Consider the following 25,319-nt stretch of genomic DNA (forward strand, 5'->3'; position numbering starts at 1 on the left):
GTGCAGAGAAATCTAAAATCTGTCAAATCAACCAAAATCGTTCTCAAAAAACAAAAATAACCTTTAAAACCAGCCATTTAAAACCAGCACGTCGAGTGTGGTCACGAAAATGAAACCTCATTGTCAATTTTCTGCAAAGTTGATCGCAAGGATTAATCAGAGCAAAAATCCAATTTAAGCCATCAATAAACATAAATTTAGAATATTATTCCACTATCGGGCAATCTATGCAGTGAATGGCATTCCCTTTGGATTTCATAGTGATAGCTAATATTAGTTCAATTGATATTCGTGATCCAAATCGCATATTTCAGAATGAATGATCGAATACTTGAACTCTTTCACATTCTCCACGCGTGATATACTGCGGTTCTAGAACCCAAACTGTGACAATCATGCTTAGCCCATCAACCAAAAAAGACATCCGCTCCAGCTACGAGAATTTGAAGGCGCAATTACAGAATTTTATTCCAAGAAAAGCGCAAAATTACCTCGTTGCAGAAATCGCTAAGACACTTGCGGGGGAATACAATCCCAAAAGACGCATTTTAGTTGCCGAGGCGGGGACAGGCATTGGTAAGTCAATGGCTTACTTGATGGGTTCCATTTCATACGCACTGAATAACAATAAAAAGGTCGTAGTTTCGACGGCCACTGTCGCATTACAAGAGCAGTTAATAGAGAAAGATCTGCCTCTCTTTCGCCGCGTCGTTCCACGAGAATTCAGTTTTGTTTTGGCCAAAGGTCGTCAGCGTTATTGCTGTGGCGAAAAGTTAGCCGCAGCAGCCAGTGCGGAAGGCCATGGACAACAAGCGCTGTTTACTGAGAAACCTAAAAAAACAGATATTGATATGGTTAACACCATGTATGAAGCCTATTCGCGCGGTAAGTGGAACGGCGACAGGGATGCTTGGCCTAAGAGTATTCCTGACCACCTCTGGCAAACCATCGTTTCAGATAAACACACATGCCATTCAGGATTAGCTGCTCACCGCAACTGCCCGTTCGCAAAGGCCCGCGAACATCTGGACAAAGCCGATGTCGTTGTTGCTAACCACAGTTTACTGATGGCGGACTTAGAACTGGGGGGTGGTGTTATCCTGCCTGACCCAGAGCATGCCCTCTATATGATTGACGAAGCACACCATTTGCCGACCGTAGCCCGTGACTTCTCCGCTGCATCAGCAAGTTTAGTAGGCGCAGCTTCCTGGCTGGAAAAACTCAACCAAAGTGCTTCCAAAATTGCCAACGGAGGCGACATCAAACGCAGTGGCCGTTTCTTAGATGCGTTGCAGTCAGGAATCCAAGTGCTTATTCCCGGGCTTCGAGGCATCCGCGACATGTTGATTGGATACCCACTGAATAATGATGGTATTTATCGCTTTGCAGACGGCGAATTGCCGGAAGCCTTGCATCTCGAATCTAAAGAAATGCAAAAAGCGGCAAAAAAAGCTAATCAGTCTCTCGCCAAGCTCAATGATCTCATCTCAGAACGTGTAAAAGATGGAGAGCTCGCGTCCAGACTTGCCGAACCGCTTCTTGCCGAGTCCGCCTTCTTTTTACAGCGTTTGGAAAACCTTGAAAAAGTGTGGACACTGATGGCACAACCCAATTCAGATAAAGGTGCGCCACTGGCGAGGTGGATCCAAAAATGTCCCGAACGCGAATCTGATCTTATAGTTCATGTATCACCGTTGGAGATCGGTTGGCGACTAGACCAACTGCTTTGGTCACGAGCAGCTGGAGTCTGTCTGTTGTCCGCCACGTTACGTGCTTTGAACTCATTTACGTATTTTTGTCGTCAGGTAGGGCTGGACGAAAATGATGGCACCAAGTTTCTTGCACTACCCTCCCCGTTCAATTACCAGGAAAACGCACGTCTGGTGGTTCCAGCCATGCCTTGTGAACCGCAAGACGAGAAGTTCACCAGTCACCTTCCCGATATATTGATGGAGTACATAGAAGGAGAAACGGCAACTCTGGTGCTGTTTTCCTCTTATTGGCAGATGAATCAAGTCGCGGAAAAGATGCGTGCCGATATCAAAAAACTTGGCTGGCACCTTCATGTGCAGGGAGAAGCATCACGCACCTCTATACTAGAAGCGCACCGCACGTGTTGTGAGAAAGGCCAGATCAGCATCCTTTTCGGAACAGGCAGCTTTTCTGAAGGCCTCGATTTGCCCGGAGAACAGCTGACCAACCTCATCATCACCAAAATTCCGTTTGCAGTGCCTACCTCTCCCGTGGAAGAAGCCCATGCCGAATATCTTGAACGGAAAGGCGGCAATGCATTCATTCAAATTTCTGTACCGGAAGCCAGTAAAAAGCTCGTTCAATCAGCCGGTAGACTGCTGCGCAAAGAACAGGACTCTGGTAGAGTCGTTTTGCTAGACAGACGAGTTGTTACAAGGCGTTATGGAAAAGCCTTGTTGGATTCATTCCCTCCCTTTAAGCGTGTTATCGAACACTAAGAAAAATAAGAATGCTCGAACTTCTTGATCCAAATACCCTTGTTATTTTGGGAATGGTCGCCTTTGCTGCGGGTTTTATTGATGCAGTTGCCGGTGGCGGTGGCATGTTAATGGTTCCTGCCTTGCTTTCCATTGGTTTACCCCCGCATATCGCATTAGGTACCAATAAGCTGTCAGCGACTTTTGCCTCTTCGACGGCTGCGTTTACCTATTACCGGAAAAAGCTATTTTCGCCCTCATTTTGGATTCATGCCTTTATCGCCACTTTCATTGGCGCAATTTTGGGTACTTTGGTCGTGGACTATATTTCCACCGAGTGGCTCGAAAAAGCCCTGCCGCTTGTAGTACTGGCAACTGCTGCCTACACCATCTGGCATCGCCAACCAAAAACGGAAAACCATAATCTGCCGAAGGATGAACTCCACCTAAAAGAAAAACAGTGGGGCCAAGGGCTCACGTTGGGGTTCTATGATGGGGTTGCAGGGCCAGGAACCGGCGCATTCTGGACCGTGTCTTCGATGTCGATGTATAAAATGAATATTCTACTTTCGTCAGGTTTGGCCAAAGCGATGAATTTTGTCAGCAACATCACATCACTCGTTACCTTTATCATTTTGGGTCATGTGAACTGGGCGCTTGGGCTGACTATGGGTGTCTGCCTGATGGTAGGTGCTTACATCGGCGCACATTCTGCTATTAAGTTTGGCGCTAAGTTTATTCGCCCTGTGTTTGTTACTGTGGTCGTGGTTCTATCCGTTAAGCTGGCCATCGACGCTTGGCTTTAAGCCCAATAGGTATTAAGAGCTATGGATTTATCATCCCTCAGAGCCGAGCTTCAAACGCTGGCAAACCGCGCAGCGGAGATCGACCGTAAGCGCGGCGAAAGTGCAAAGCCGTTGTTCGATGAACGCCTGTTCTCTTGCCTGGCAAGGCTGCTCACACCCTGTGTGTCGGAAGCCAAAAGTGTCGTTGATACCATTGAACGCGAGCAGGCAAGCGGACGCCTTTCAGCTATGCGTGCCGAACACCTATGCGAAAAGCTGGTAAATCAAATCGGTGCGCTTCAGCGTGAAATGGCTACATTGGCTATACGACAGCAAGAAAAAGCCTTGGCTCCGAAAACCGGCGCTTCCATCAGTCAACTCTACCAGGATCTAGCACAGCACCAGGGATGGGAAAGAAGACTGGAAGATATGATTCGCGATGCTGAGGCCAAACTGGGGCAATACGCAAGCTTTGCTGAACAGCAACAAGCCCAGAAGCAGTTGCTCGCACTTGAAAAGCGCCTATCACGCTGTCGTGAAGCCAGACAAAAAATCGAATCCCGTATTTCTTTCCGTGAGCGTAAAGGCTGAAGTTTTCATGCTGCCTATTGTTTACCATCCGATCTATTCTGACTTTCCATTGCCTGATGGTCACAGGTATCCGCTGCAAAAATACCGGCTGCTCAAAGAGCACATTGATAAGTTGGGCTGGCCAGTAACGACGTTTCAGCCAACACACCTTGAGCCGGAAAATCTGAAACGCTTCCATGATAAAGACTATGTTGATGCATTGGTCAGTGGTTCTTTGCCTTTAGTAAAAATGCGAAGAATTGGCTTCCCCTGGAGTGAAGCATTAATACAACGTAGCCTAACATCACTAGGAGGAACCACTCTCACCGTCGATAAAGCGATTGAGCACGGTGTCGCTGTTCACCTTACTGGTGGATACCATCACTCGCATAAAGACTTTGGCAGTGGCTTTTGCCTTTTCAATGATTTAATTCTGGCATCTGACCATGCACTTTCTTATCCCGGCATAGAAAAGGTACTTATCGTCGATTGCGATGTTCATCATGGCGATGGCACGGCGACACTCGCTCAAGAGAGGGAAGACATCATTACCCTTTCGGTGCACTGTGACAAAAACTTCCCATCACGAAAGCCAGACTCGGATATTGATATTCCCATGCCTATAGGTGTCGAGTCAGACACTTACCTTTCTGAGTTCGTGCCTGTGCTAACCCTTGCTATCGCCCAACACCAGCCCGACATGGTGATATATGATGCGGGCGTTGATATTCATGTAGATGATGAACTTGGCTATATGAATGTTTGCCAACACGGCATCGCTGAGAGAGATAAAGCTGTTATGGAAGCTTGTCACCAACACGGCGTTCCTATCGCTGCTGTTATCGGCGGCGGATATCGTACAGAACAGAGCGCTTTGGTTCCGCTTCATGCCGAATTGATAAAAGCAGCATTCAATATCTATTTCCCAAATTGGAGTAAAGAATTATGAGTCAATCAGGACTGGATAATGCCCCTGATGAAATCAAACTTGCTGTTGATTTAATCTACCTTTTGGAAAGCAATGAGGTCGATCCTGAAACAGCATTAAAAGCACTGGAGATCGTCAGATCGGACCTTGAACGAAAAGTATCGAAAGCAAACGATTAACTTTCAGTAACGTCTTCTAACTCCCTCGATTAAGCGGCCAGATCCCCCCTTAGAAAATGTTAACTTTGATAGTAAATAATGTTGTAAAAACATCCTTTTATTAAACTATTTGCCTAACATTTAATCTTTTAGTGAAATTTACAGATGCTAGAAGATCAAATTTGGAGTATTATCCCGCCGCTTTATTTGCTTATCTTGACGTCAAGTGAGCAAAAAGCGGCCACAGATCATGCTCAAAAGGATTTGTAAGTAGCGCAATCGAAGCGCAAATCTGCTGGCTGGAATCTCTGCACGGAAGCGTCGCCAGGACAAGTTATTTGTCCGAGGCAGAGAGCTGAAAAGGAAGTTTCAGATCCCTTGTCTCCTCCTTCTCACTCAACTGCCATTTTAAATTTGACGACAGTAGAGTTTGTATATGACGGAACTAAAAGAACTATTCGTTTCCTTTGTCGACGCCGGAAATGGCTTGTTGTGGGGAAGCGTGCTTATTTACCTTTTGATCGGCGCTGGTCTTTACTTCACTTTCCGCACCGGTTTCCTCCAATTCCGCTCTTTCGGGCACATGTTTGAGCTCATCAAAGGTAGCCGTGAAGGCGCCGATGGTGGTATCTCATCATTCCAGGCATTCAGCACCAGTCTCGCAGCCCGCGTAGGTACAGGTAACATGGCAGGTGTTGCCGTGGCGATTTACCTTGGTGGCCCTGGCGCAGTGTTCTGGATGTGGATTACTGCACTGGTCGGTATGTCTACCAGCTTTGTGGAATCTACACTGGCACAGGCATACAAAATCAATCACAAAGACAACACCTTCCGCGGTGGTCCAGCCTACTACATTGAGAAGGGCTTGGGTCAGCGTTGGTTGGGCATCGCCTTTGCTATCTGTTTGATAGTCGCGTTTGGTCTGGCATTCAACGGCGTACAGTCAAACTCTATCGCCGCAGCGATGAACACAGCTTTCGGCACTGATAACACTTGGGTAGGTGTAATTCTAGCGCTGGCAACGGCACCTATTATCTTTGGTGGTATGCGTTCTGTCGCCAAAGTAGCTGAGCTGATTGTGCCATTTATGGCGATTGGTTACCTCGTTGTTGCATTCTACGTTATCGGCATCAACATCACACTGCTTCCAGACGTTTTCGGCACCATCATCGGCAGCGCGCTTGGCTTCGAGCAAGCAGCAGGCGGTGCGATTGGTGCAGCCATGATGCAAGGTATCAAACGCGGTCTATTCTCAAACGAAGCAGGTATGGGTTCCGCACCTAACGCAGCAGCAACGGCAACTACACGCCCTAACCACCCAGTGGCACAAGGTTATGTGCAAATGCTGGGTGTGTTTATCGATACCATCGTTATCTGTACCGCGACCGCATCTATTATCCTGCTATCGGGTATGCTGGACACTGACAGCGGCGTCACCGGTATTGCGCTGACTCAGGCGGCTCTGGTTGAAGAAGTGGGTGCTTGGGGTGCAGGCTTTATTGCTATCGCCATCCTGCTGTTTGCATTCACCTCACTGATTGCCAACTACTCGTACGGTGAATCAAACATCGAGTACATCTTCAAAAGCAAAAAGGCCATCAATGTCTACCGTGTTGCTGTTCTAGCAATGGTAGTGATCGGCGCTGTTGTTGACTTACCAACGGTTTGGGCATTTGCAGACCTGTCAATGGGTATGATGGCTCTCATCAACCTTGTGGCAATTCTTGCGCTGTCTGGCATCGTGTTTGCGCTGCTCAAAGACTATGAAACCCAGCGTAAAGAAGGCAAAAAGCCGACGTTCGACCGCACCAAGTTCCCGACACTGGACAAGCAGATCGACAAAGACGTTTGGTAATCGAATAACAAAGGTCAACAGACCCAAAAAATACAACATCAAAAAAGGGAGCCGATGGGCTCCCTTCCTTTTTAAGTGCATTCTGGTTTATTCAGGGTGTGACCTTAAAATGCGCAGTGCTTCTTTTGCATGCTCAACCGCATCTCGACCAATCGAAGTTAAGTAACCACCGTCTTTTGCCGTGATCAGCTTTTTGTCATAAAGGCGTTCTGTTGCAGCCACAAGAACAGGATCCGCATCGCTGTGAACCTTGATACCCATGAGATCAGAAGAACGAGAAAACTTCACCAGGACGTTCATTTCGTCGACCAGTTCAGACGTAAATGGCATAGCGCCTCCAACATTTATCCGTGTTTCGTTACCCTTGAATATAGTTGGTCGTGCCACATAGAATTTGTGCCGAGATCAAGAACTCATCGATGAGCGCTATCAAGCTACCACTAATCGATAAAAGTTTGAATCATGCCACATCCTGAGCCCGTTTTCGGCCTAAGAAACTGACTTCATTACCGGATTCTGGTGCCAAAGGTACCATTCTCGACAAAGTCAGCGACCCCAAAGCGAGGCCAGTACCGACTAAGAAGACCGTTGTTGGTGAGTACAACCACACCACACCCAAAGCCGCAGGAATCACTACTGCCGCAATATGATTAATGGTAAAACTCACACCCGCCGTAGATGCAATGTCTTCCGGGTCAGCAATCTTCTGGAAGTAGGTTTTAATCGCGATCGCCATGGCAAAGAACAGGTGGTCCACCACGTATAACACACCCGCCATCGTTGCACTTTCCACAAAGGCATACCCGGTAAACACACACGCTAATCCGACGTACTCCACGGTCAGGGCGCGTCGCTCGCCCACTCTGCCAATCCAAGCACCAATTTTGGCTGCAAACAGCATGTTGAATAGGTAGTTGATGATAAATAGCAGACTGACATCACCCACGGAATACCCAAACTTCTCAACCATCATGAAGCCGGCAAAAACGATAAAGATCTGACGACGGGCACCACTGAGGAAAGTCAGGCCGTAATAAAGCCAATATCTTTTGCGAAGAATCAGCTTTCGGGTCTGAACGTGTGGGCTTTCAAAGGAAGGAAATATTGTCCACAGAACAAGTACTGCTGCCAAACTGACGAAGCCAAAGAGCATATACACGATGTTATAGCTGACCGCCATCCACTCCATTAACAGCCAAACGGCGGCATAAGCGACAAGGCTTGCCGCCCCCTTCCAAGCCAGAACTTGCCCCATAAAGTGCGCGCTTTTGTCTTTATCTATCCACTGTAAAGTCAGTGACTGATTAACGGTTTCGAAATAGTGAAAGCCAATCGACATCACAATCGTGGTCAAATACAACCCCCATACCGTTGGAAACCAACCTGTCACGGCAACGCCGAGACACATCACCGCCAGAAACAGCAAGGCAAAGCGCTGCTCTTTAATAAACAATAAGAGGTAAATCGCGGTGAACGCCAGGAAACCAGGGACTTCACGCAAACTTTGCAGCATGCCGATTTCTTTACCGGTAAACGCGGCTTTTTCTACCACAAAATTGTTGAGTAATACGTTCCAGACAGAAAACGCCATAGCCATGATAAAAGCCATTGCGATAAGAAGATGGGCGGGAGTTCTAAAGCGTTCCACGTTGTTGTTTCTCGATATTTATTTGAAGTCGTTTCAGCCAATGTAACTGCGAATCAACAAATAAGCTAACGGGAATCGTTGAAGTCATTGTTCAAAAATCATGAACAAAAAAAGAGCAGCCACTTGGGCTGCTCTTGATTAGGGGGAATGTTTGCGAATACTTTACGCTTGAATACCAACAATCAACCAAGACGCGTTCGGTTGTGTCATATCACGCTCAAGGTGCCAGATATCAGTAATGTCCTCTTCAACACCTTCCTGACGGTCCGTGTAGCGACCACTGAATTGCAGACTGAGCTGCGCGCGTTTGCTGTCGTAATCAGCGCGCACGATTTCCGCGTCCACATACATGACTTCAGTGTGCTGCTCGCCTTCCAGTTTACGGCGCTCTTCAGACAGGTCGTTATACAGCTCAGGCGTCACGTATTCCTGGATAGTTTCAAGCTGGTTGTGGTTCCATGCACCTTGCAGAATGCGGTAGTGCTCACGCGCACCGTTTACAAATCCAGCCATGTCGAAGTTTGGCGGGAAGTTAAACGGTACATCGTTATTTACTGCACCAAAACCACCCGTCGAAGATGTCGCCGCTGACTCGCGGAACTGTGGCTGCTGTTGCTCGTGGTAGTAGCCTTTGTTTTGCGGCTCTTGACCACCAGCGTAAGCCTGTTGTTGCGGTCGGTTCATCGAACCGTTCTTCGCCGCCATCAGGCTCTTGAAAATCTTGAACAGCACGAATGCGATCAGCGCGATGATGAGGAAATCCATGATTTGGAAGCCTTCAAATGCACCACCCAGCATGGCTGCGATCAGTCCACCAGCTAGCAGACCACCCAGCAAACCGCCCATCAAGCCTTTCTTAGAAGACGACTTGGCTGCAGACGCAGGATCGTTTTGCTTATTGATGGAATTAGTGTTGGTTGGTTGTGATTTTGATGCAGGTGCCGTCTTAAAGCTTTTGCCGAAAGACTTACCGCCACCGAACTTCTTCGCCTCAGCATGTGGTGCAGATACCACCATCACGAACATCAGCGCGAACAGAGTAAAAAAGCGTTTCATTGCAAACCTTTTGTTTCAATGTCAAATAACGCAACAAGCGTAAGGTAACTTCATGCTATGTCAGCAGCACGGAAAGTCAAACCCTGTTGCAGGCGAAAATGTTACCAATCGTTTAAATTTTGCTTAAACAGCAATACGTAACTGCGAGCTAGATTTCTCCTTTTGGCGACTTTTTAATAAAAATGCGGTAAACCTTTGAGGGGATAGAGCTCTTAAGGGAACGACTGCCCTACAATGCAGTCCATATTCACAGAGAGAAAACAATTAAAGGTTGATGCGATGAACGATACACACAGTAAAACCGTTGGGTACATTTTATGGATCTTCGGTTTTCTCGGTGCACACCGTTTTTATTACGGTAAGCCTGTGACAGGTACCATCTGGCTCTTTACGCTCGGGTTACTGGGTATTGGCTGGTTAATTGACCTGTTTCTGATCCCATCAATGGATCGCGAAGCTGACCTGCGTTTCAACAGTGGACAAGTCGATTACTCGGTTGCGTGGATATTGCTGACCTTCCTTGGCATCTTCGGTATTCACCGTATGTATATGGGTAAATGGGTAACTGGCATCATCTACCTATTCACTGGCGGCTTCTTCATCATTGGCGTGATTTACGATTTTTGGACACTTAACGATCAGGTTTCTATCAAAAACGCAGAACGTTTCAGCTAAGCTTTTGCTTTCAAAGCCTCTCAGTTGTTGGCATTTAGCTAAACTGAGAGGCACATAACTTGCCCTTTCCCAACCCCACTCCTAAAATATCGAACATTGTTCACTATTTGCAGTAGAAGTAATGGCACGCAGGAACGACCATAGCCGCGAAGAGCTGGTAGAAATGACGCTTAACTGCGTTGAAGAGTACTTAAACACCCAGCCATATCATGACCTGAGTTTGCGAAAAGTCGCTGCTCAAATCGGTTATGTACCCAGCACCTTGGTCAATGTGTTTGGCAGCTACAATATCCTGCTACTGCATGTTGTTGCTCGAACGCTAGATGACTTGCGTAATCAGGCACAGCAAAAGTTAACAGGTACCTCAAACTGCCGCGATGCACTGTTTGCCCTCGCGCACCTATACCTCGAATTTGCATCTCAGAACCCCTACCGCTGGCAGTTAGTTTTTGAACACAGCATGAAGGGAGACCGACTGCCTGACTGGCAAAGCGATCGTATCCAGAGCATGACAGGCATGCTGGAAAGCCTACTTAAGCGACTTTCTCCAACCAAAAGTGATGAGGAAGTTGTGGAAGCAAGCCGCGTTCTCTGGGCAGGTGTTCATGGCATAACCCTGCTGGCAGTTGACGACAAATTCTTCACCTCAGTGCCGGTCAATGGCGCAGAGCTTATCGATAATCTGCTGACAGGCTACCTCAAGAGCTGGATAGACGCTTAGGAGCCGGGAAGGAAAGGATGACAAGCCAAACCGGGCTTCTGAAACAGCGACGTTTTCTGCCTTACTTTATCACCCAAGCACTCGGCGCGTTTAACGACAATGTCTACAAGAATGTCTTGTTGATCCTCGTTGCCTTTGCTGGCCCAGGTGTAATCGGGATAAGTACTGATCTTTTTATCAACCTTGCTGCTGGCCTATTTATTCTCCCCTTTTTTCTCTTCTCTGCTTTTGCCGGAGAACTTGCGGATAAATTCGAGAAATCCCAATTTATCCGCGGCGTGAAGTTACTGGAAATCGGCATTATGAGCCTCGCTGCCATTGCCTTCATCTACGAAAGCTACATGGCGCTTTTAGTCCTTCTTTTCTTGATGGGTACGCAATCTGCATTCTTTGGCCCTGTGAAATACGCCTTACTGCCTCAAACCCTCAAACCTCAGGAACTGGTTTCGGGCAATGCTTTGGTTGAAACCGGTACATTCCTAGCGATTTTACTTGGCACCATGGTGGCCGGGGTTATCGCGAATATGGATGGAGCGCGAGATATTGCTGCTATCTCAGTGGTGGTATTTGCAGTGCTGGGTTATTTGAGCGCCCGTTCTATTCCTGAGGTAGCTGCCGGCAACCCTTCTCTCAAAATCAGTTTCTCTCCTATCCGGCAGATGAAAACCACGCTGGCGATTGCCCGAAAAGACAAAGTGGTACTTCAGTCAATTCTCGGGATCAGTTGGTTCTGGTTTCTCGGTGCCAGCTATCTCACGCAATTCCCCAATTACGCCAAGCTTCACCTTGGTGGCAATGAAGCGACCGTTTCCTTCCTACTGACACTCTTCTCCGTCGGTATTGCCGTTGGCTCTTTGCTTTGTGACAAGCTTTCAGGCCATCGTATTGAGCCTGGCATTGTACCGATTGGTGCACTGGGTTTAACCATTTTTGGTATCCACCTGATGTTCTCGACGCCTGCTGCGCCTTCAACTGCTGCAAGCTTTGTAGAATTTGTTGCCGACCCATCACTGTGGTGGGTGTTTATTGATTTACTCTTGATCGGCATCTTCGGTGGTATCTTTATTGTTCCTCTGTATTCCATGATGCAGGCACGCTCAGAAGATAGTGAGCGCTCACAGGTTATCGCCGCTAACAACATTTATAACGCTCTGTTTATGGTGACCAGTGCCATTCTCGCCATGGTTCTTCTGGGTGCTGTGGGCATCAGCATCCCTGAATTTTTCCTGGTACTCGCCCTGCTGAATCTTGTTGTCACCCTGTATGTCGGTAAGCAGGTACCACTGTTTGCTTTACGCTTTGTTATTTGGTTCTTGAGCCACAGTTTCTATCGCGTGACACACAAGAATCTCCAAAACATTCCAAAAGAAGGTGGCGCATTGCTGGTATGTAACCATGTCAGCTATGTCGATGCCTTGATTCTGGCAGGCGCTTGTCCGCGCCCCATTCGTTTTGTGATGGACGAAGATTACTACCATCTACCAGTGCTGAATTATTTCTTCCGAGCCAGCCGCGTTATTCCTATCAAGCTCACCAGTGGCTCAATACGTTGTGCACTCAAGCAAGTGAAAAATCAGTTAAGCGACGGCGAAGTAGTGTGTATTTTCCCTGAAGGTCAGCTCACGTCTGATGGTGACATGCAGCCTTTCAAACGTGGAATAGATCTAATCTTGAAGCAGTCACCAGTTCCTGTGATACCTATGGCTTTGAAAGGTTTATGGGGAAGTTATTTCAGCCGTGAAGGTGGTCGTGCGCTGCTTAAATTACCCAAGCGGTTTTGGTCAAAAGTGGAAGTCGAGGCAGGAAGTCCGGTTCAGCCACAAGATGCAAGATGTGAACGATTGTTCAGTGATGTGAAAACGTTAAGAGGCGATTATCGTTGAGCCAGCTTTTCGTTAGCCAGCCAATCAGCTAACGCGCGGCGGGAGATTTTAATCCCGCCGTCTAGCAAATGCTTCGGAATCGAGTATGCGGCTTTAGGCACCTGATGAGGCGGCAGCAACGACTTTGCATAAGCCAGAAAATTACCTTGATTAACATTGCCCATCACCAACGCAACAGGAACCTGTCCCCATTTGTCATCCGCAACAGGCAATATAAACAGTTGCTCAATCCCTTCAAAGCCAGAAAGCACCCTTTCAATACTCTCCGGCTGCACATTTTCGCCGCCACAGATAAACATGTTATCCAAGCGGCCAAGAATACGAAGCTCGCCTTCTACCCATTCACCTTTATCTTTAGTCGCAAACCATCCGTCCGACAAAGGCTCCAACATTCCGCCAATCAGGTAACCCGATGAAAGGGTGTCTCCTTTCACCATGATTTCCCCAAGGCTGGAAAACATAAGTTCGCGATGCGGAAGCGGACGACCTACTGAGAAGCATCCATCCGCCCGTTTTGCCGTGATGGTCGATGCCATTTCTGTCATCCCATAACCACACCAACAGCCAATACCTTTTGCTTCGGCTTCATCCACCAGCGCTTGAGGGATAACTGCACCGCCCAAAAGTACGGATGTCAACGAAGCAGGACGCTCTCCTTGCAGCAATCGCTGCAATTGCATCGGTACCAAGGAAGCGTGTGTCACACCTTCCAAAGCTGAGCGCAATGCGTCACCTTTGGTGTCTGCAATCTTCAGCGCTGCCCCGCGTTGTAACCACCGCCAGATAATGGCAAGACCGGAAACATGAAATAACGGCAGGGAAAGAAGCCAGCAATCACTCTCACTAAATGGCAACAGTGAAAACAATCCGCTGGCACTCGCCAAATGGGCGTTAGCATTGTGAGTGACCGCTTTGGGTGTCCCCGTCGAGCCGGAAGTCAGCACAAGGGTCAGAATATCTTGGGTATCAAATGGCATCACATTAGACTGCGGCCATTCACTCGAAGGAAAAACGACGCGCGGATCGATAACCATCTCAATCCCCGCTTTCTCGAGTACTTCTTTCTGGAGTGCTGGAGAGAATGCCGGATTGATCAGCAGCGTTTTCAAGCCTTGTTGCCAGGCAGCAAGGATAACCAAAAGAGTTTGGTAATCATTTTGAGAGAGGATGGCTACGTAGCGACTCTTCGGCTTAGGCAGTATTGGGATATTGCTAATATCTGAAACAAGGCGCTGCCAGCTAATAGCCTCGCCTTCCAGAAATAAAGCAGTATGCTGGGGTTTAACCTCACCCCAGTAAAGCCAGGGCCAAGTGTCGAAGCTTATTGGTGTGCCCGCCATACCACTTCACAGTCAGTCAGGGTTTTCAATGCTAACTCACAGCCTGGCCAAGCCAGCTCTAATTGTTCACCAAACAATGAGACCGTATCGAGCCCCGGTACGGTTTCCGGTGTTAGCCAGTGAGCGATGCGCGCCAGTGTATTGAGGCCAAAACTGGATTCAATACTGGAGCTGATCACCACTTCCAACCCCATGGTATGTGCTTGTTCAACCAGTGCTTTCACTGTTTGAAGTGAGCCCACTAAAGTGGGTTTAATCACGATTGCAGACAACCCGGTTTCACATTCTAACGAAAAGCCTTCATCGCGCAGTGTTTCATCCCACGCAATGGCAATGCCGGTTTCTTCACTGAAAGCGAGGCTTTGCACTGGCGCCTGGCAAGGCTCTTCCAAAAAGGCGATGCGGGAACGGAAAGCGGGATTCACATAATTGGCAAACTGTGCTGCTTTTGCTGGCGTCCACTGACGGTTGGCATCCAGTCGAAGACGCAAGTCCGGAAGGATTTCCAGAAACATATTCACTACCATGCCATCGCGAATAGGCTCATAAAGACCCACTTTAATTTTCGCCACTTTCTCGCCCGGCAATTCAGCGAGCTTTTCAACCAGCTCATCCGGATCGCCGCTACACAAGGGCGCAGCGAGGAAATTACCTTCAGCTGGGATTTCACCATCAAGCTCTGCCAGTGCAACGGACAAACCAAAAGCGACGGATGGATAGAGCGCGTCCCAATCTATTTCGCCGCCTTCCAGCCACTGCGCTAAACAAAGCTCAATCTGAGTTTGTGCTTGCTCGATGGTTTCAGCGCTGAACTCAGGCAAAGGCGCAATTTCGCCTCGGCCAGATTTATCACCATCTTTAAGTTCGACAATCAAGCCATCTCGCTGCGCCAAACGGGTGTGACGCAAAATCACACCACTGTCCATCGGCAACGAATAACGGTAAAGCGTTGCGTGCTTCATCTTCCCGCCCTGTTATGGGTTACGTGGGAATTTGTCGAAGTCTGGGCGACGTTTCTCATTGAAAGCGTTGCGGCCTTCCTGACCTTCTTCGGTCATGTAGAACAACATGGTCGCGTTACCCGCCAGCTCTTGCAGACCCGCCTGACCATCACAGTCAGCATTCAGTGCCGCTTTCAGGCAGCGCAGCGCCATAGGGCTGTGCTGAAGCACTTCACGACACCAACGAGCAGTTTCACGCTCAAGCTCTGCGTAAGGGACAACGTGGTTAACCAGCCCCATATCCACTGCTTCCTGTGCATCGTAGAAACGGCAAAGGAACCAGATCTCGCGGGCTTTCTTCTGACCCACAATACGCGCCATGTAAGATGCGCCCCAACCGCCGTCGAAAGAGCCGACTTTTGGGCCAGTCTGACCAAATTGCGCGTTGTCTGCTGCGATTGTCAGGTCACACATCATGTGGAGCACATGACCACCACCCACAGCGTATCCTGCCACAGAGGCAATCACAGGCTTAGGACAGGTACGGATTTGGCGTTGGAAATCGAGTACATTCAAGTGGTGTGTGCCTTCATCGTCACGGTAACCGCCGTAGTCGCCACGGATCTTCTGGTCACCACCAGAACAGAACGCATGTTCACCCTGCCCACGCAGCACGATCACACCCACTTTTTCGTCGTAGCGTGCATCAGCCAGCGCTTTAATCATCTCTTTCACGGTTTGAGGGCGGAATGCATTACGCACTTCAGGACGGTTGATAGTGATTCGCGCGATACCGTCTTCCGATTTTTCAAAAAGGATATCTTCATAGCCTTCAGAGCAATCATTCCACACCACTGGTGCATACAGTTCCTGTTCGGTTAAACCTGTTGTTCTAGCCATAGCATTACCATCTAAATCATTAAGTTAATTAGGTTCAATCAGCCGCTTAATCGACTGGCAATACAGCAAAGGCTGCTCTGCATGAATGTTGTGACCGGCGTCTGGGACAATGGAATAAGACAGCCCCGAATGCATCGCCAATGCCAGAAACTTATTGTCCTTCTCTCCACACAGATAGTGCACCTTTGCTGGCAACGTTCTAAGCAATTCGCCCAGAAAATCCTGTTGGGATAAGGATGTAGCACGCAGCATACTTGCCACTTTTGTACCGAGGTTATCACTGCGCTTATCGATCAAACTTTGTCTTTGCGCATGATTTAGTGAGGAAAATACAGGTTGTTGGTACCAATCTTGAAGCACATCAACAATGGGCTCATTTTCAAAACGCACCGCCCATTTTTCATCATGTTCACGCCTCGCCGCTTTCTCGGGTTCAGGTAAACCTGGATGCCCATTTTCGATAATTAGCCCAGCAAAAGGTGCGCTGACTACCTTCAGAGAGCTAGAGCAGTGAGTGGCGAGGTACATAGCAATGCGTGCGCCCAGCGAATAGCCCACCAGCCAAAAAGGTGAAGACAATGTCTCGCTGATCGTTGCTATTACTTTGATGCAGGTATCTTCAAAGCCGACCACTTCGATATGTTGGCTACCACCGTGTCCCGGCAAGTCGATAGCCAGACACAGATACTCTTTGGAAAGCTCATCAATGACAGGTTGCCAATCCCTATGATCGCCAAGTAGGCCATGAAGGAAAACAAGGGCAGGTTTGTCTGCCTGCCCTTGGAGGGAATAATTCAATCTTTCAGAGCAGTTCTGCATTGGCAATTTCACCAAACAGCGCTTTAAGTGCCTTGCCGCACTCGCCCGCCCCAACCTTGAGCTCAATCACCGTCGTTCCCAGCGCCGACTGCGCATCGATGCATTGTGCTCGCGCGGATTCCAGTGATGAAGGGCACACATAATTAAGCCCGAACATCGTCGCTGCGTGGGAGAAATCGATGCCATGCGGCATGCGATAGAAGGTTTCTTTGTTCGCATCCGGCACCGGTAACATATCGAAAATGCCACCGCCATCATTGTTAATGATGATCAGCGCAAATGGCTGCGGGTTGTTTGCCAGTAACGCGAGGCTGTTGAGGTCGTAGAGTGCGGAAGTGTCGCCCATCAACATCACCATCGGACGCTGTCTTTCGCGCTGAACGCCTGAAGCGGTTGCAATCAGACCATCGATACCCGATGCACCGCGATTGGCAAACACGGCTTTTTCTGGCAGTTGAGTGCACATGTCCAACAGGCGGATTGCCATGCTGTTTCCAATAAAGAGGTCGCTCTCTTTCGAAAGCCAATGGCTGAAGTCAGCAGCTAAGGAGACTTCTGACAGCGATTCATCAGACAAACCGTTAAAAGCCACCAATCGCTCAAAATATTGTTGGCTCGCCACAACCAACGCATCAGCCCAATGTGCTTGTTCGTTATCACGAGTCATTTCCGTCAAGGCCAGCGCCACATCCGCCAGTGGCGCATTGATGCGCAAACCTTGTCTGTGACTTGGATCCAGCCTTCCTGGGTGTTTCTCTACCAACCAGTAGGTGCCCTCAAACTGCTTGATAAACTGGCCGAGGCGCTTTGATACCAAACGGCTGCCAAACTGAACGATAACATCGGCTTGCTTTAGCACTTCGGCACACGTGGGGTTTTGTAACCAAACATCAAAGCCTGCGAATGCAGAGCCTTGGCTCGCTTGAGGATCACAGAGAATAGGCCATTGAAGCTTCTGCGCCAGCAGTTCAATGGCTTGGCGCTCACGTAAAGAGGCCTTACCCACCACCAATACACCTTTTTGGTGCTGGAGCTGAGCCCAATCGCGCAAGGGCTGGCTCAAATCTGCCTGTGAAGGAGTGAAAGACAAGTAAGGCTCATCGTTCTCAAACCAGGTTCTTACTGGCTCAAGGTAGGACGAAGCGTCTTCCATTTCCCCGTATAAAGGTTCAGGGAACGGACAGTTGATATGATAGCTCCCGCCCAGCTCTGACTGACGATGCAGCCCCTCTGACACTATCGACAATAACCAAGCTGGCGAAATGTGTTCTGTGGGTGACGGCAGGAAACTCGTCACTTCTGCGTGCTCGCTGAAAATGCCCTGCTGGCTGATTGCCTGATTGGCGCCACATTGAATAAGCTCAGGCGGACGATCGGCAGTCAGAAGCACCAGCTTTTCTCGGGTTAAACGGCTTTCTGCTACAGCTGGCAGCAAATTCGCCACCGCTGTACCGGACGTGACAATCACGGCAACCGGATTGTCAGAAGCTTTCGCCAATCCCAGCGCTAAAAAGCCTAAACCACGCTCATCGAAGTGGGTATGTAGACGAATAGAGGGTTCAAGGCTTTGGAGTCTTTCCGCTTCCAGCGTTAGCGGTGTTGAACGCGAGCCGGGTGCAATACAAATGTCTTTCACACCCGCACGTTGCAGCGACATCAAAATCAGTCGCGCCCAGATACGGTTGATGGTTGAAGGCTTCATCCGGCCTTTTTCTCCATGTGTTTGTCGGGCGAAGGGCCTAGCAGGTTTCTGAGTGTCGCCATTTTCCGGTCGAGCTCTTTCCACTCGCTTTCCGCCACTGAACCCGGCACGATGCCTGCGCCCGCAAATAGGTGCACCTTGTTATCAACAATCAGGGCGCTGCGGATAGCCACGCAGAATTCACTTTGTTCAGGGCTGAGGTACCCCACTGAGCCGCTGTACCAGCCGCGAACAAAGGGTTCATTCTCAACGATAAAATCCACTGCTTTCTCGCGAGGTAAACCTGCCACCGCAGCGGTTGGCTGTAATAAATCCAGCAAGGTGGAAGAAGGTACATCAGCGACTAGATTCGCTTCAATATCGCGCTTTAAGTGCTGCACATTACGAAGACGCACTAAGTGTGGCGTGACTTCAACATCCAATTGTTCGCTATGCGGATTCAGTCGTTGGGTAATATCATCAACAACCAAACGGTTCTCATAGATGTTTTTGCTGTCATTGAGCAGCCAGGTCGCCAGTGAGAGGTCTTCCTCAGCATCTTTTCCACGTCCGATGGTACCTGCAAGAGCTTCAGTATAGAGTTCGCTGTCATTGCGCCAGAATAAGCGCTCTGGTGTCGAGCCAACAAAACAGTGCTTTTCATCCAGCGCCAGCAAGAAATGAAAGTTGGACTTATTGATCTCGACAGTAGCTTTAAGCAGGCTGGCTGCGGGTAAGGCCCGATCAAGCTCAAGCGTTGTCTTGCGTGCCAGCACCACTTTTTGCAGTTCGGTTGTTTCAATCGCCGACAACGCATCACCAAGCATCGCCGACCATTGGTCAAACTCTGGTTGATGCTGGGTTGCCAACACGTCGCAATCCGGGGGAGATAAGCGTTGGGATTGAGTGATTAGCTTAGATAATGCCGCGCGAACTTTTAAAAGATCATCACAAAGATTCAGCGTGATGGACCACTGACCTTCTCGGCAAGCCATCTCGATCTGTGGCAGGAAAAAGAAAGACTGAAGGCAACGCTGGTTGCGTTCCGTACGTCCATCAAAAGAACGTCCGCCCCAAATGCGCTGGCCTTTGACGAGTTGACGCTCAGCAGAGGCAGGATCGGAAAAGGTTTTAACCTGACCAAGCGCCAATACCTGCTCGGTACCGTCTCGGGTTTGCCAATAGAATTTAGGGAATAATGGCTGGGTATGCAGCCAGTCGATAGGATCGGTACGCTCAGGCCATTGGAATGGCAGCGTGATCTGCTTGGGGAGTGGCGACACTGTCGACAGGGATTCAACAAGCCTGGCGATAGCTTGGCTTAAATCGGTCAAACTAACCTCACTTACACTCACAACCTGAAAGGTAATGTCCGATTCCCTGGGAGACCCAAATGCTGCATGGCGTGGCTGCGAAGACTTTCTTTTCAGTGTTTGTCAGAACATCCTGCGATGACGAATGCGCAAAATACCATCACTTCGGTTAATTTCGCATCAAGCTCCGCCAATTTACGACAAACTCGATAAAATTTCCTGTTGGAAAGCCATTCTACAACCTTATTGATTGTGATGAAATCCGAATGTTCTAGAATAATATTCCAACAAATAAGGATTTAATTGCTTATATTTCTTCTTTTCCCCATTTTTTACTATTCACTACTTATATATGCCTTTTCGTTAGTGTAATTTACTGGAAACACTTAAAAATAAGCTCAGGAATCATGATGCAAGAAATCGGGATGTCGACGAAGCTGGACAACGTTTGTTACGACATTCGTGGTCCAGTGATGAAAGAGGCAAAACGCCTCGAAGAGGAAGGCCACAAAATTCTCAAACTGAACATCGGCAACCCAGCCCCTTTTGGTTTCGACGCACCGGATGAAATTCTGGTCGACGTGATCCGAAATCTGCCGACTTCTCAGGGTTATTGTGATTCCAAAGGAATTTACTCCGCGCGTAAAGCAGTGGTTCAGCACTACCAAAAGCGCGGCATGTTGGATTTGGATGTTGAGGACGTTTACCTGGGTAATGGCGTCTCTGAGCTGATCGTGATGGCAATGCAGGCGCTGCTGAATGGCGGTGACGAGCTGCTGGTGCCTTCTCCGGACTATCCGCTGTGGACAGCAGCAGTCTCTCTGTCTGGCGGTAAGCCCGTTCATTACATGTGTGATGAAGAATCGGACTGGTACCCAGATCTGGATGACATCAAAGCCAAGATCACGCCAAATACCAAAGGCATTGTGCTGATCAACCCAAATAACCCAACGGGTGCGGTTTACAGCCGTGACTTCCTGCTGGAAATTGCGGAAATAGCCCGTCAAAACAACCTGATCATTTTCGCGGACGAAATCTACGACAAGATCCTGTACGACGGTGCTCAACACCATTCTATGGCACCGCTAGCACCTGATGTCTTCTGTGTGACCTTCAGTGGCCTGTCGAAATCCTACCGTGTGTGTGGTTTCCGCTCTGGCTGGATGATCCTGTCAGGTCCTCGCCATCTGGCGAAAGGCTATATCGCAGGGCTGGAGATGCTGGCGTCAATGCGCTTGTGTGCAAACGTACCCATGCAGCATGCTATTCAGACTGCACTGGGTGGTTACCAGAGTATCAATGAACTGATTCTGCCGGGTGGCCGTTTGCTGGAACAACGAGATAAAGCGTGGGAATTGTTGAACCAGATCCCGGGTATTAGTTGCGTGAAACCAAAAGGCGCGCTGTATCTGTTCCCGAAAATCGATACCAAGAAATACAGCATTCATAACGATGAAAAGATGATGCTGGATTTCTTGCTACAGGAAAAAGTGTTGATGGTGCATGGTACGGGCTTTAACTGGCACAAGCCGGATCACTTCCGTATTGTCACGCTGCCTCGTGTAGATGATTTGGAAATGGCGATCGGCCGTTTCGAACGATTCCTGTCGACGTATCGTCAGTAAGATAATAGGTCCTGGGTCCTAGGGTCCTAGGGTCCTAGGGTCCTAGGGTCCTAGGGTCCTAGGGTTCTAGGGTTCTAGGGTTCTAGGGTTCTAGGGTTCTAGGGTTCTAGGGTTCTAGGGTTCTAAGATTTTAAAGTCGTAGCTAAGACGTCAAGCTTTTGTTTTTCCTAGGACCTAGGATCGCTCTTTGCTCTTCCTAGGACCTTCTTTCCACACCAGCGCGAAAGCCAGCCCAACGCACGCCCCGGCTAAATGCGCCTGATAGGCAACGCCTGCGTCGATTAACTCCGCAGTCATCGAGTCCCCGCCAGTGTAGGCTTCATATCCGAGCTTCAAAATCACGCCGATGAGCATCACCCACCCCAACGGCATTTTGTTTTGAATATCCCGCACCACGCCCCAAACAAATAAGCCATGTAACACACCTGAAAGCCCTGCATACCAATCAAAAGGGCTGACGAACATGACCGCGCCTATCACTGCCATCATCACCCACACCATAGGGATAAGACTTCTGCTGCCATAGTATTCTCGATGAAGAAAAGCGAGCACCACCAACCCGGCTAGATTCATAGCAAGGTGGATACCATTGGTGTGTGTTAGGTTTCCTGTTACGATTCGCCACCATTGCCCTGCAAGAATATCCGTGCGATCCCACACCATGAGTTGATGGATAGAAGGGATTTGGGCAATAAGTATGATGATGGCGAGTAAGCCAACAAACCTAAGATGAGCCAATATGTGCTCCAAGCTTTGTGATATGAGTAAGTTATAGCGTACCGTGGTCATGAACCAGAAAGCCAGTCGATATTGTCCGCAGTGCGGAAAAGCCAACAAAGCCTGCATTTGCGCTTTCATCCAGAGGATTGAAAGTGATGTACCTGTGATCGTTCTTCAGCACCCTTCAGAGGTCAAACAACCCATAGGTACGGCACGTATTCTTTCCCTTTCGCTCCCAAACTGTAAACTCATCGTAGGAGAAGACTTCAGCGACAATGATGAGCTAAACCAACTTTTGGACAACGATGTTCATTACGCCCTGCTTTACCCTGCTGAAACATCAGAGCCGATTGGGGACTGGCACGTTGACGATGGCAAACGCCGTGGTTTGATTCTGCTCGACGGTACCTGGCGAAAAGCCTTTAAAATGTATCAGCTTTCCCAAAATCTGCAGGCGCTTCCTTGCGTAAAACTGGATGATATCCAGAGCGGAAATTACCGCATCCGAAAATCCCCAGTCGATGGAGGTCTTTCAACCGTTGAAGCCGGTTTCTACGCCCTGTCGGCAATGGCAGGAGACAGCGAGCCTTTCGAACCGCTAATGAATGCCTTCAATGAAATGATTGAGTTTCAGATAAAACAAATGCCGCCCGGTGTGTTTGAGCGGCATTATGGGGGGAAAGATAGGTCCTAGGGTCCTAGGGTCCTAGGGTCCTAGGGTCCTAGGGTCCTAGGGTCCTAGGGTCCTAGGGTCCTAGGGTCCTACAAAGATTTTAAAGTCGCAGCTGCGACGTCAAGCTTTTGCTTTCCCAAGGATCTAGGACCGCTCTTTGCTCTTCCTAGGACCTTATTTCTTACCTAATAGGATACAGTGGCCCCTGACTTGACGCAGTAAACATGGTGGCGTGAAGACGTTGCGCATAGCCATCTGTCATTCCTGATATGTAATCTGCGATAGCGCGGCGACCGCTTTTTCCTTCCGCGATTTCCTGTTGCCATTGAGCGCGTATCGCGACAGGTAACAACCTTTGTGGATCCGCATCGAACGCATCGAACAGTTCCATTACCAATTGCTGGCCCTTGTATTCCACCACCTGAAGTTCTGGCTTTTGCACCACAAACTCACTGACAAAAGCTTTTAGGACTGACAATACTGAATCCATGGTATCTGTCAGCTTGGCGTTCCATTGAAGCAAGGGATCGTCAAAACGATTCACACCATCCTGCACGGAAGGCTCGATGGCTATCGAAGTCAGTAGCGTATTCACCAAAGCGCCAATGGCATCTTTTCGCTCATAGTGCGGACCAAACATTTGATCGCTCAAATGCCCAATGTTCTCTTCCAGCCAAGGATCACCACATTCCGCGAGTTTGCTGGCTACTGCTTCCTGCCATTGATCGCGGTGAACAATACCCATCACAATGGCATCTTCGAGGTCGTGGACACCGTATGCGATATCGTCCGCCAATTCCATGATCGAGCAATCAATGGATTTGTATTGTGTGCGGCCATGCTGTTCTTTCGTTGGATCCAATTTCAACGAGGTAAACAGTTTAGCGTCACTTTCAGACATGCCACCCAATACCCAGCTGAACCTATCTAGATCATCTTGATAGATCCCCTTGGCTGGGTGCCAATCAGAGGCTTTTAAATGACGAAACTCGACGACATCAGGCGACAATACCGAACGCATTACAGATGCAATCGGTACGGGGTATTTCAGCAGGCCGAGTAAAGTGCGACGGGCAAGGTTCATTCCATCATGTTCGGTATAGGGTTCAAGCAAGGTAACGATACGGAAGGTCTGCGCATTTCCTTCAAAGCCGCCGTCGTTACGCATCATATAGTTCAGCGCGATTTCACCACCATGGCCATACGGCGGGTGACCGATGTCATGAGCCAGACACAGACTTTCCATCAAGCTGGTTGAAGGCAAGATATCGCGAAACTCAGGCTGTTTCTCTTTGATTTGAGCGAGGATGCCCGTCCCTATCTGAGAGACCTCAAGGGAGTGTGTCAGGCGCGTGCGGTAAAACTCGCTGTGCTCTGCACCCAACACCTGTGTCTTCGCCTGCAAGCGTCTGAAAGCAGCAGAATGCAGTACGCGGGCACGATCACGCTGAAATACAGACCGCTTGTCATTGCGGCGCTTTTTGTTTTCTTCTGCAAGACGCGCTTCCCAATCAGGTGAGAGTGCAAATTCAGTCATCGCTGATTTCATCCAAGGAAAGCTCAAAGCTTGGCGCGAACGTTGTCATGAAGTACTCAGTCGCTTTGCTACCGCGCTCATTCATCGTTGTTTCTAAGCGACGCTTAGCTTGTTGAAACTCATGATTACCCGCGGAAAGCTCCTCCAGACACTTGAGATAGGCGCAAATAGCATCAGCCTGTTTCACCAAACGGTAATCGCCTTCATCGATAGCTTCGCTGTCGATAAGTGGTCGGTAATCCTCGCGGAACTCTTCTGGCAGCATACCAACAAGCTTGTCTTCAGCTATTTGCTCAATTTTTTTGTATTCATCAGCGATGGCAGGATTGAAGTACTTAATCGGTGTTGGTAGATCGCCTGTTAACACTTCACTGCAATCATGAAACATCGCCAGCAGTGCGACTCGTTCCGGCGAGTATTGCCCGCCGAACTTCTTGTTTTCTATCAGCGCAAGCGCGTGGGCGACAAAGGCAACCTGAAGACTGTGTTCAGAGATATTTTCATTAGAGACATTGCGCATCAACGGCCAACGGTAAATAAGCTTCATACGCGCGAGATGGGCAAAGAAATGGCTGGTTTTCTGACTCATGGCTTCCTTGACGTCATTAGAACAGTTCATTACTCATTCTGTTGTCGTCAGGCGAATTTAACAAGCCTTAATCGTGAATAGCGGGATTTGGGGAGAGCGTGCTCCCCGGCACACAACGGTGGGGATAGTAAATTGAATTTTGGGTATCAGAGCACGATTCGGTCGCGGTTCTTCTCAACAATTGAGTCGCCAATACCTTTCACGCCCTTCAAATCATCTGCTGATTCAAATGCACCATTGGTGTTTCGGTAATCTACGATCGCCTGCGCTTTCGCCTTACCGATACCGTCCAAATACTTATCCAGTTCTTCCACTTCAGCAGTGTTGATATTGACTTCAACTGGTACGCCTTGGGTACCATCCTGTGCTGATGCCAAAGGCGAAAGTAAAAGTGAGATGGCAAAAACGATTGCCGATACGATTGATTTCATGTCCTTTCCTTTTTTGAGTGA

Annotated in this window: 24 protein-coding genes; 11 read left to right on the forward strand and 13 right to left on the reverse strand. The window is 48.8% G+C overall.

Going from position 1 to position 25,319, the window contains the following annotated elements:
• Positions 1–395: 395 nt before the first annotated feature.
• The 6 genes from dinG (at position 396) to GCE9029_RS09125 (ending at position 6,746) form a co-directional block, all read left to right on the forward strand.
• A complete protein-coding gene (gene dinG / locus GCE9029_RS09100; protein WP_062662819.1) occupies positions 396–2,471 on the forward strand; it encodes an ATP-dependent DNA helicase DinG in 2,076 nt (691 codons plus the stop codon).
• 11 nt (positions 2,472–2,482) lie between these two features.
• Entirely contained in the window at positions 2,483–3,256 is a 774-nt protein-coding gene (locus tag GCE9029_RS09105; protein WP_062662821.1) for a sulfite exporter TauE/SafE family protein, read from the forward strand.
• A 21-nt stretch (positions 3,257–3,277) separates the two neighbouring features.
• A complete protein-coding gene (priC, locus tag GCE9029_RS09110; protein WP_062662823.1) occupies positions 3,278–3,826 on the forward strand; it encodes a primosomal replication protein PriC in 549 nt (182 codons plus the stop codon).
• A 7-nt stretch (positions 3,827–3,833) separates the two neighbouring features.
• The gene (locus GCE9029_RS09115; protein ID WP_062662825.1) at positions 3,834–4,754 is read left to right on the forward strand and encodes a histone deacetylase family protein; all 921 of its coding nucleotides are present in this window, start codon (positions 3,834–3,836) and stop codon (positions 4,752–4,754) included.
• On the forward strand, positions 4,751–4,912 hold the full coding sequence (gene rsmS / locus GCE9029_RS09120; RefSeq protein ID WP_046305656.1) for a pleiotropic regulatory protein RsmS: 162 nt from the start codon (positions 4,751–4,753) through the stop codon (positions 4,910–4,912). The genes GCE9029_RS09115 and rsmS overlap by 4 nt, the downstream gene beginning before the upstream one ends.
• A 415-nt stretch (positions 4,913–5,327) precedes the next feature.
• Positions 5,328–6,746, forward strand: coding sequence for an alanine/glycine:cation symporter family protein (locus tag GCE9029_RS09125; protein ID WP_062662827.1), 1,419 nt, complete (start codon positions 5,328–5,330; stop codon positions 6,744–6,746).
• 87 nt (positions 6,747–6,833) lie between these two features.
• On the opposite strand, the gene GCE9029_RS09130 is transcribed toward GCE9029_RS09125, so the two are convergent.
• The 3 genes from GCE9029_RS09130 to GCE9029_RS09140 form a co-directional block, all read right to left on the reverse strand.
• Positions 6,834–7,076: a TIGR02647 family protein gene (locus GCE9029_RS09130; RefSeq protein ID WP_062662829.1), complete on the reverse strand. Its 243-nt coding sequence runs from the start codon at positions 7,074–7,076 to the stop codon at positions 6,834–6,836.
• A 130-nt stretch (positions 7,077–7,206) separates the two neighbouring features.
• Positions 7,207–8,394 (reverse strand): MFS transporter, encoded by a 1,188-nt coding sequence (locus GCE9029_RS09135; RefSeq protein WP_368664805.1) that lies wholly within the window; start codon positions 8,392–8,394, stop codon positions 7,207–7,209.
• Between the two features lie 162 nt (positions 8,395–8,556).
• Positions 8,557–9,450, reverse strand: a complete 894-nt coding sequence (locus tag GCE9029_RS09140; protein ID WP_062662831.1) for a Tim44 domain-containing protein — start codon at positions 9,448–9,450, stop codon at positions 8,557–8,559.
• A 279-nt stretch (positions 9,451–9,729) separates the two neighbouring features.
• Here GCE9029_RS09140 and GCE9029_RS09145 point away from each other — a divergent pair, with 279 nt between their 5' ends.
• From GCE9029_RS09145 to GCE9029_RS09155, 3 genes are all read left to right on the forward strand, one after another.
• Positions 9,730–10,125, forward strand: a complete 396-nt coding sequence (locus tag GCE9029_RS09145) for an NINE protein (RefSeq protein ID WP_062663187.1) — start codon at positions 9,730–9,732, stop codon at positions 10,123–10,125.
• Positions 10,126–10,246: 121 nt separating this feature from the next.
• The gene (locus tag GCE9029_RS09150; protein ID WP_062662833.1) at positions 10,247–10,846 is read left to right on the forward strand and encodes a TetR/AcrR family transcriptional regulator; all 600 of its coding nucleotides are present in this window, start codon (positions 10,247–10,249) and stop codon (positions 10,844–10,846) included.
• Between the two features lie 17 nt (positions 10,847–10,863).
• Complete coding sequence (locus GCE9029_RS09155) at positions 10,864–12,729, forward strand: MFS transporter (RefSeq protein ID WP_062662835.1); 1,866 nt, start codon at positions 10,864–10,866, stop codon at positions 12,727–12,729.
• On the opposite strand, the gene menE is transcribed toward GCE9029_RS09155, so the two are convergent.
• From menE to GCE9029_RS09185, 6 genes are read right to left on the reverse strand one after another with little or no spacing between them, the layout of a single operon-like run.
• On the reverse strand, positions 12,720–14,069 hold the full coding sequence (gene menE / locus GCE9029_RS09160; protein ID WP_062662837.1) for an o-succinylbenzoate--CoA ligase: 1,350 nt from the start codon (positions 14,067–14,069) through the stop codon (positions 12,720–12,722). The two genes, GCE9029_RS09155 and menE, sit on opposite strands and share 10 nt — an antisense overlap.
• Positions 14,051–15,031, reverse strand: coding sequence for an o-succinylbenzoate synthase (gene menC / locus GCE9029_RS09165; protein ID WP_062662839.1), 981 nt, complete (start codon positions 15,029–15,031; stop codon positions 14,051–14,053). Before menC ends, menE begins: the two co-directional genes overlap by 19 nt.
• 12 nt (positions 15,032–15,043) lie before the next feature.
• On the reverse strand, positions 15,044–15,910 hold the full coding sequence (menB, locus tag GCE9029_RS09170; RefSeq protein ID WP_002535540.1) for a 1,4-dihydroxy-2-naphthoyl-CoA synthase: 867 nt from the start codon (positions 15,908–15,910) through the stop codon (positions 15,044–15,046).
• 24 nt (positions 15,911–15,934) lie between these two features.
• On the reverse strand, positions 15,935–16,729 hold the full coding sequence (menH, locus tag GCE9029_RS09175; protein ID WP_062662841.1) for a 2-succinyl-6-hydroxy-2,4-cyclohexadiene-1-carboxylate synthase: 795 nt from the start codon (positions 16,727–16,729) through the stop codon (positions 15,935–15,937).
• The gene (gene menD, locus GCE9029_RS09180; protein ID WP_062662843.1) at positions 16,713–18,431 is read right to left on the reverse strand and encodes a 2-succinyl-5-enolpyruvyl-6-hydroxy-3-cyclohexene-1-carboxylic-acid synthase; all 1,719 of its coding nucleotides are present in this window, start codon (positions 18,429–18,431) and stop codon (positions 16,713–16,715) included. The genes menH and menD overlap by 17 nt, the downstream gene beginning before the upstream one ends.
• Positions 18,428–19,744 carry an isochorismate synthase gene (locus tag GCE9029_RS09185; protein ID WP_062662845.1) on the reverse strand — a complete coding sequence of 439 codons (1,317 nt, stop codon included), beginning with the start codon at positions 19,742–19,744 and terminating at the stop codon, positions 18,428–18,430. Before GCE9029_RS09185 ends, menD begins: the two co-directional genes overlap by 4 nt.
• 389 nt (positions 19,745–20,133) lie before the next feature.
• On the opposite strand from GCE9029_RS09185, the gene GCE9029_RS09190 reads away from it, so the two are divergent.
• A complete protein-coding gene (locus GCE9029_RS09190; protein ID WP_002535545.1) occupies positions 20,134–21,348 on the forward strand; it encodes a pyridoxal phosphate-dependent aminotransferase in 1,215 nt (404 codons plus the stop codon).
• Positions 21,349–21,522: 174 nt separating this feature from the next.
• Here the strand turns inward: GCE9029_RS09190 and rrtA are convergent, their stop codons facing one another.
• Positions 21,523–22,086: a rhombosortase gene (gene rrtA / locus GCE9029_RS09195; protein ID WP_062663188.1), complete on the reverse strand. Its 564-nt coding sequence runs from the start codon at positions 22,084–22,086 to the stop codon at positions 21,523–21,525.
• 49 nt (positions 22,087–22,135) lie between these two features.
• Between rrtA and GCE9029_RS09200 the strand changes: the two genes are divergently transcribed.
• Positions 22,136–22,762: a tRNA-uridine aminocarboxypropyltransferase gene (locus GCE9029_RS09200; protein ID WP_062662848.1), complete on the forward strand. Its 627-nt coding sequence runs from the start codon at positions 22,136–22,138 to the stop codon at positions 22,760–22,762.
• A gap of 160 nt (positions 22,763–22,922) precedes the next feature.
• Here GCE9029_RS09200 and GCE9029_RS09205 read toward each other — a convergent pair whose 3' ends face one another.
• From GCE9029_RS09205 to GCE9029_RS09215, 3 genes are all read right to left on the reverse strand, one after another.
• Positions 22,923–24,278 (reverse strand): anti-phage deoxyguanosine triphosphatase, encoded by a 1,356-nt coding sequence (locus GCE9029_RS09205; protein ID WP_062662849.1) that lies wholly within the window; start codon positions 24,276–24,278, stop codon positions 22,923–22,925.
• Positions 24,271–24,867, reverse strand: coding sequence for a 5'-deoxynucleotidase (gene yfbR, locus GCE9029_RS09210; RefSeq protein WP_062663189.1), 597 nt, complete (start codon positions 24,865–24,867; stop codon positions 24,271–24,273). The genes GCE9029_RS09205 and yfbR overlap by 8 nt, the downstream gene beginning before the upstream one ends.
• 146 nt (positions 24,868–25,013) lie before the next feature.
• Complete coding sequence (locus GCE9029_RS09215) at positions 25,014–25,298, reverse strand: ComEA family DNA-binding protein (protein WP_062662851.1); 285 nt, start codon at positions 25,296–25,298, stop codon at positions 25,014–25,016.
• Positions 25,299–25,319 lie beyond the last annotated feature (21 nt).

Source organism: Grimontia celer, from assembly GCF_900055185.1.
GTDB classification, from domain to species: Bacteria; Pseudomonadota; Gammaproteobacteria; order Enterobacterales; family Vibrionaceae; genus Enterovibrio; species Enterovibrio celer.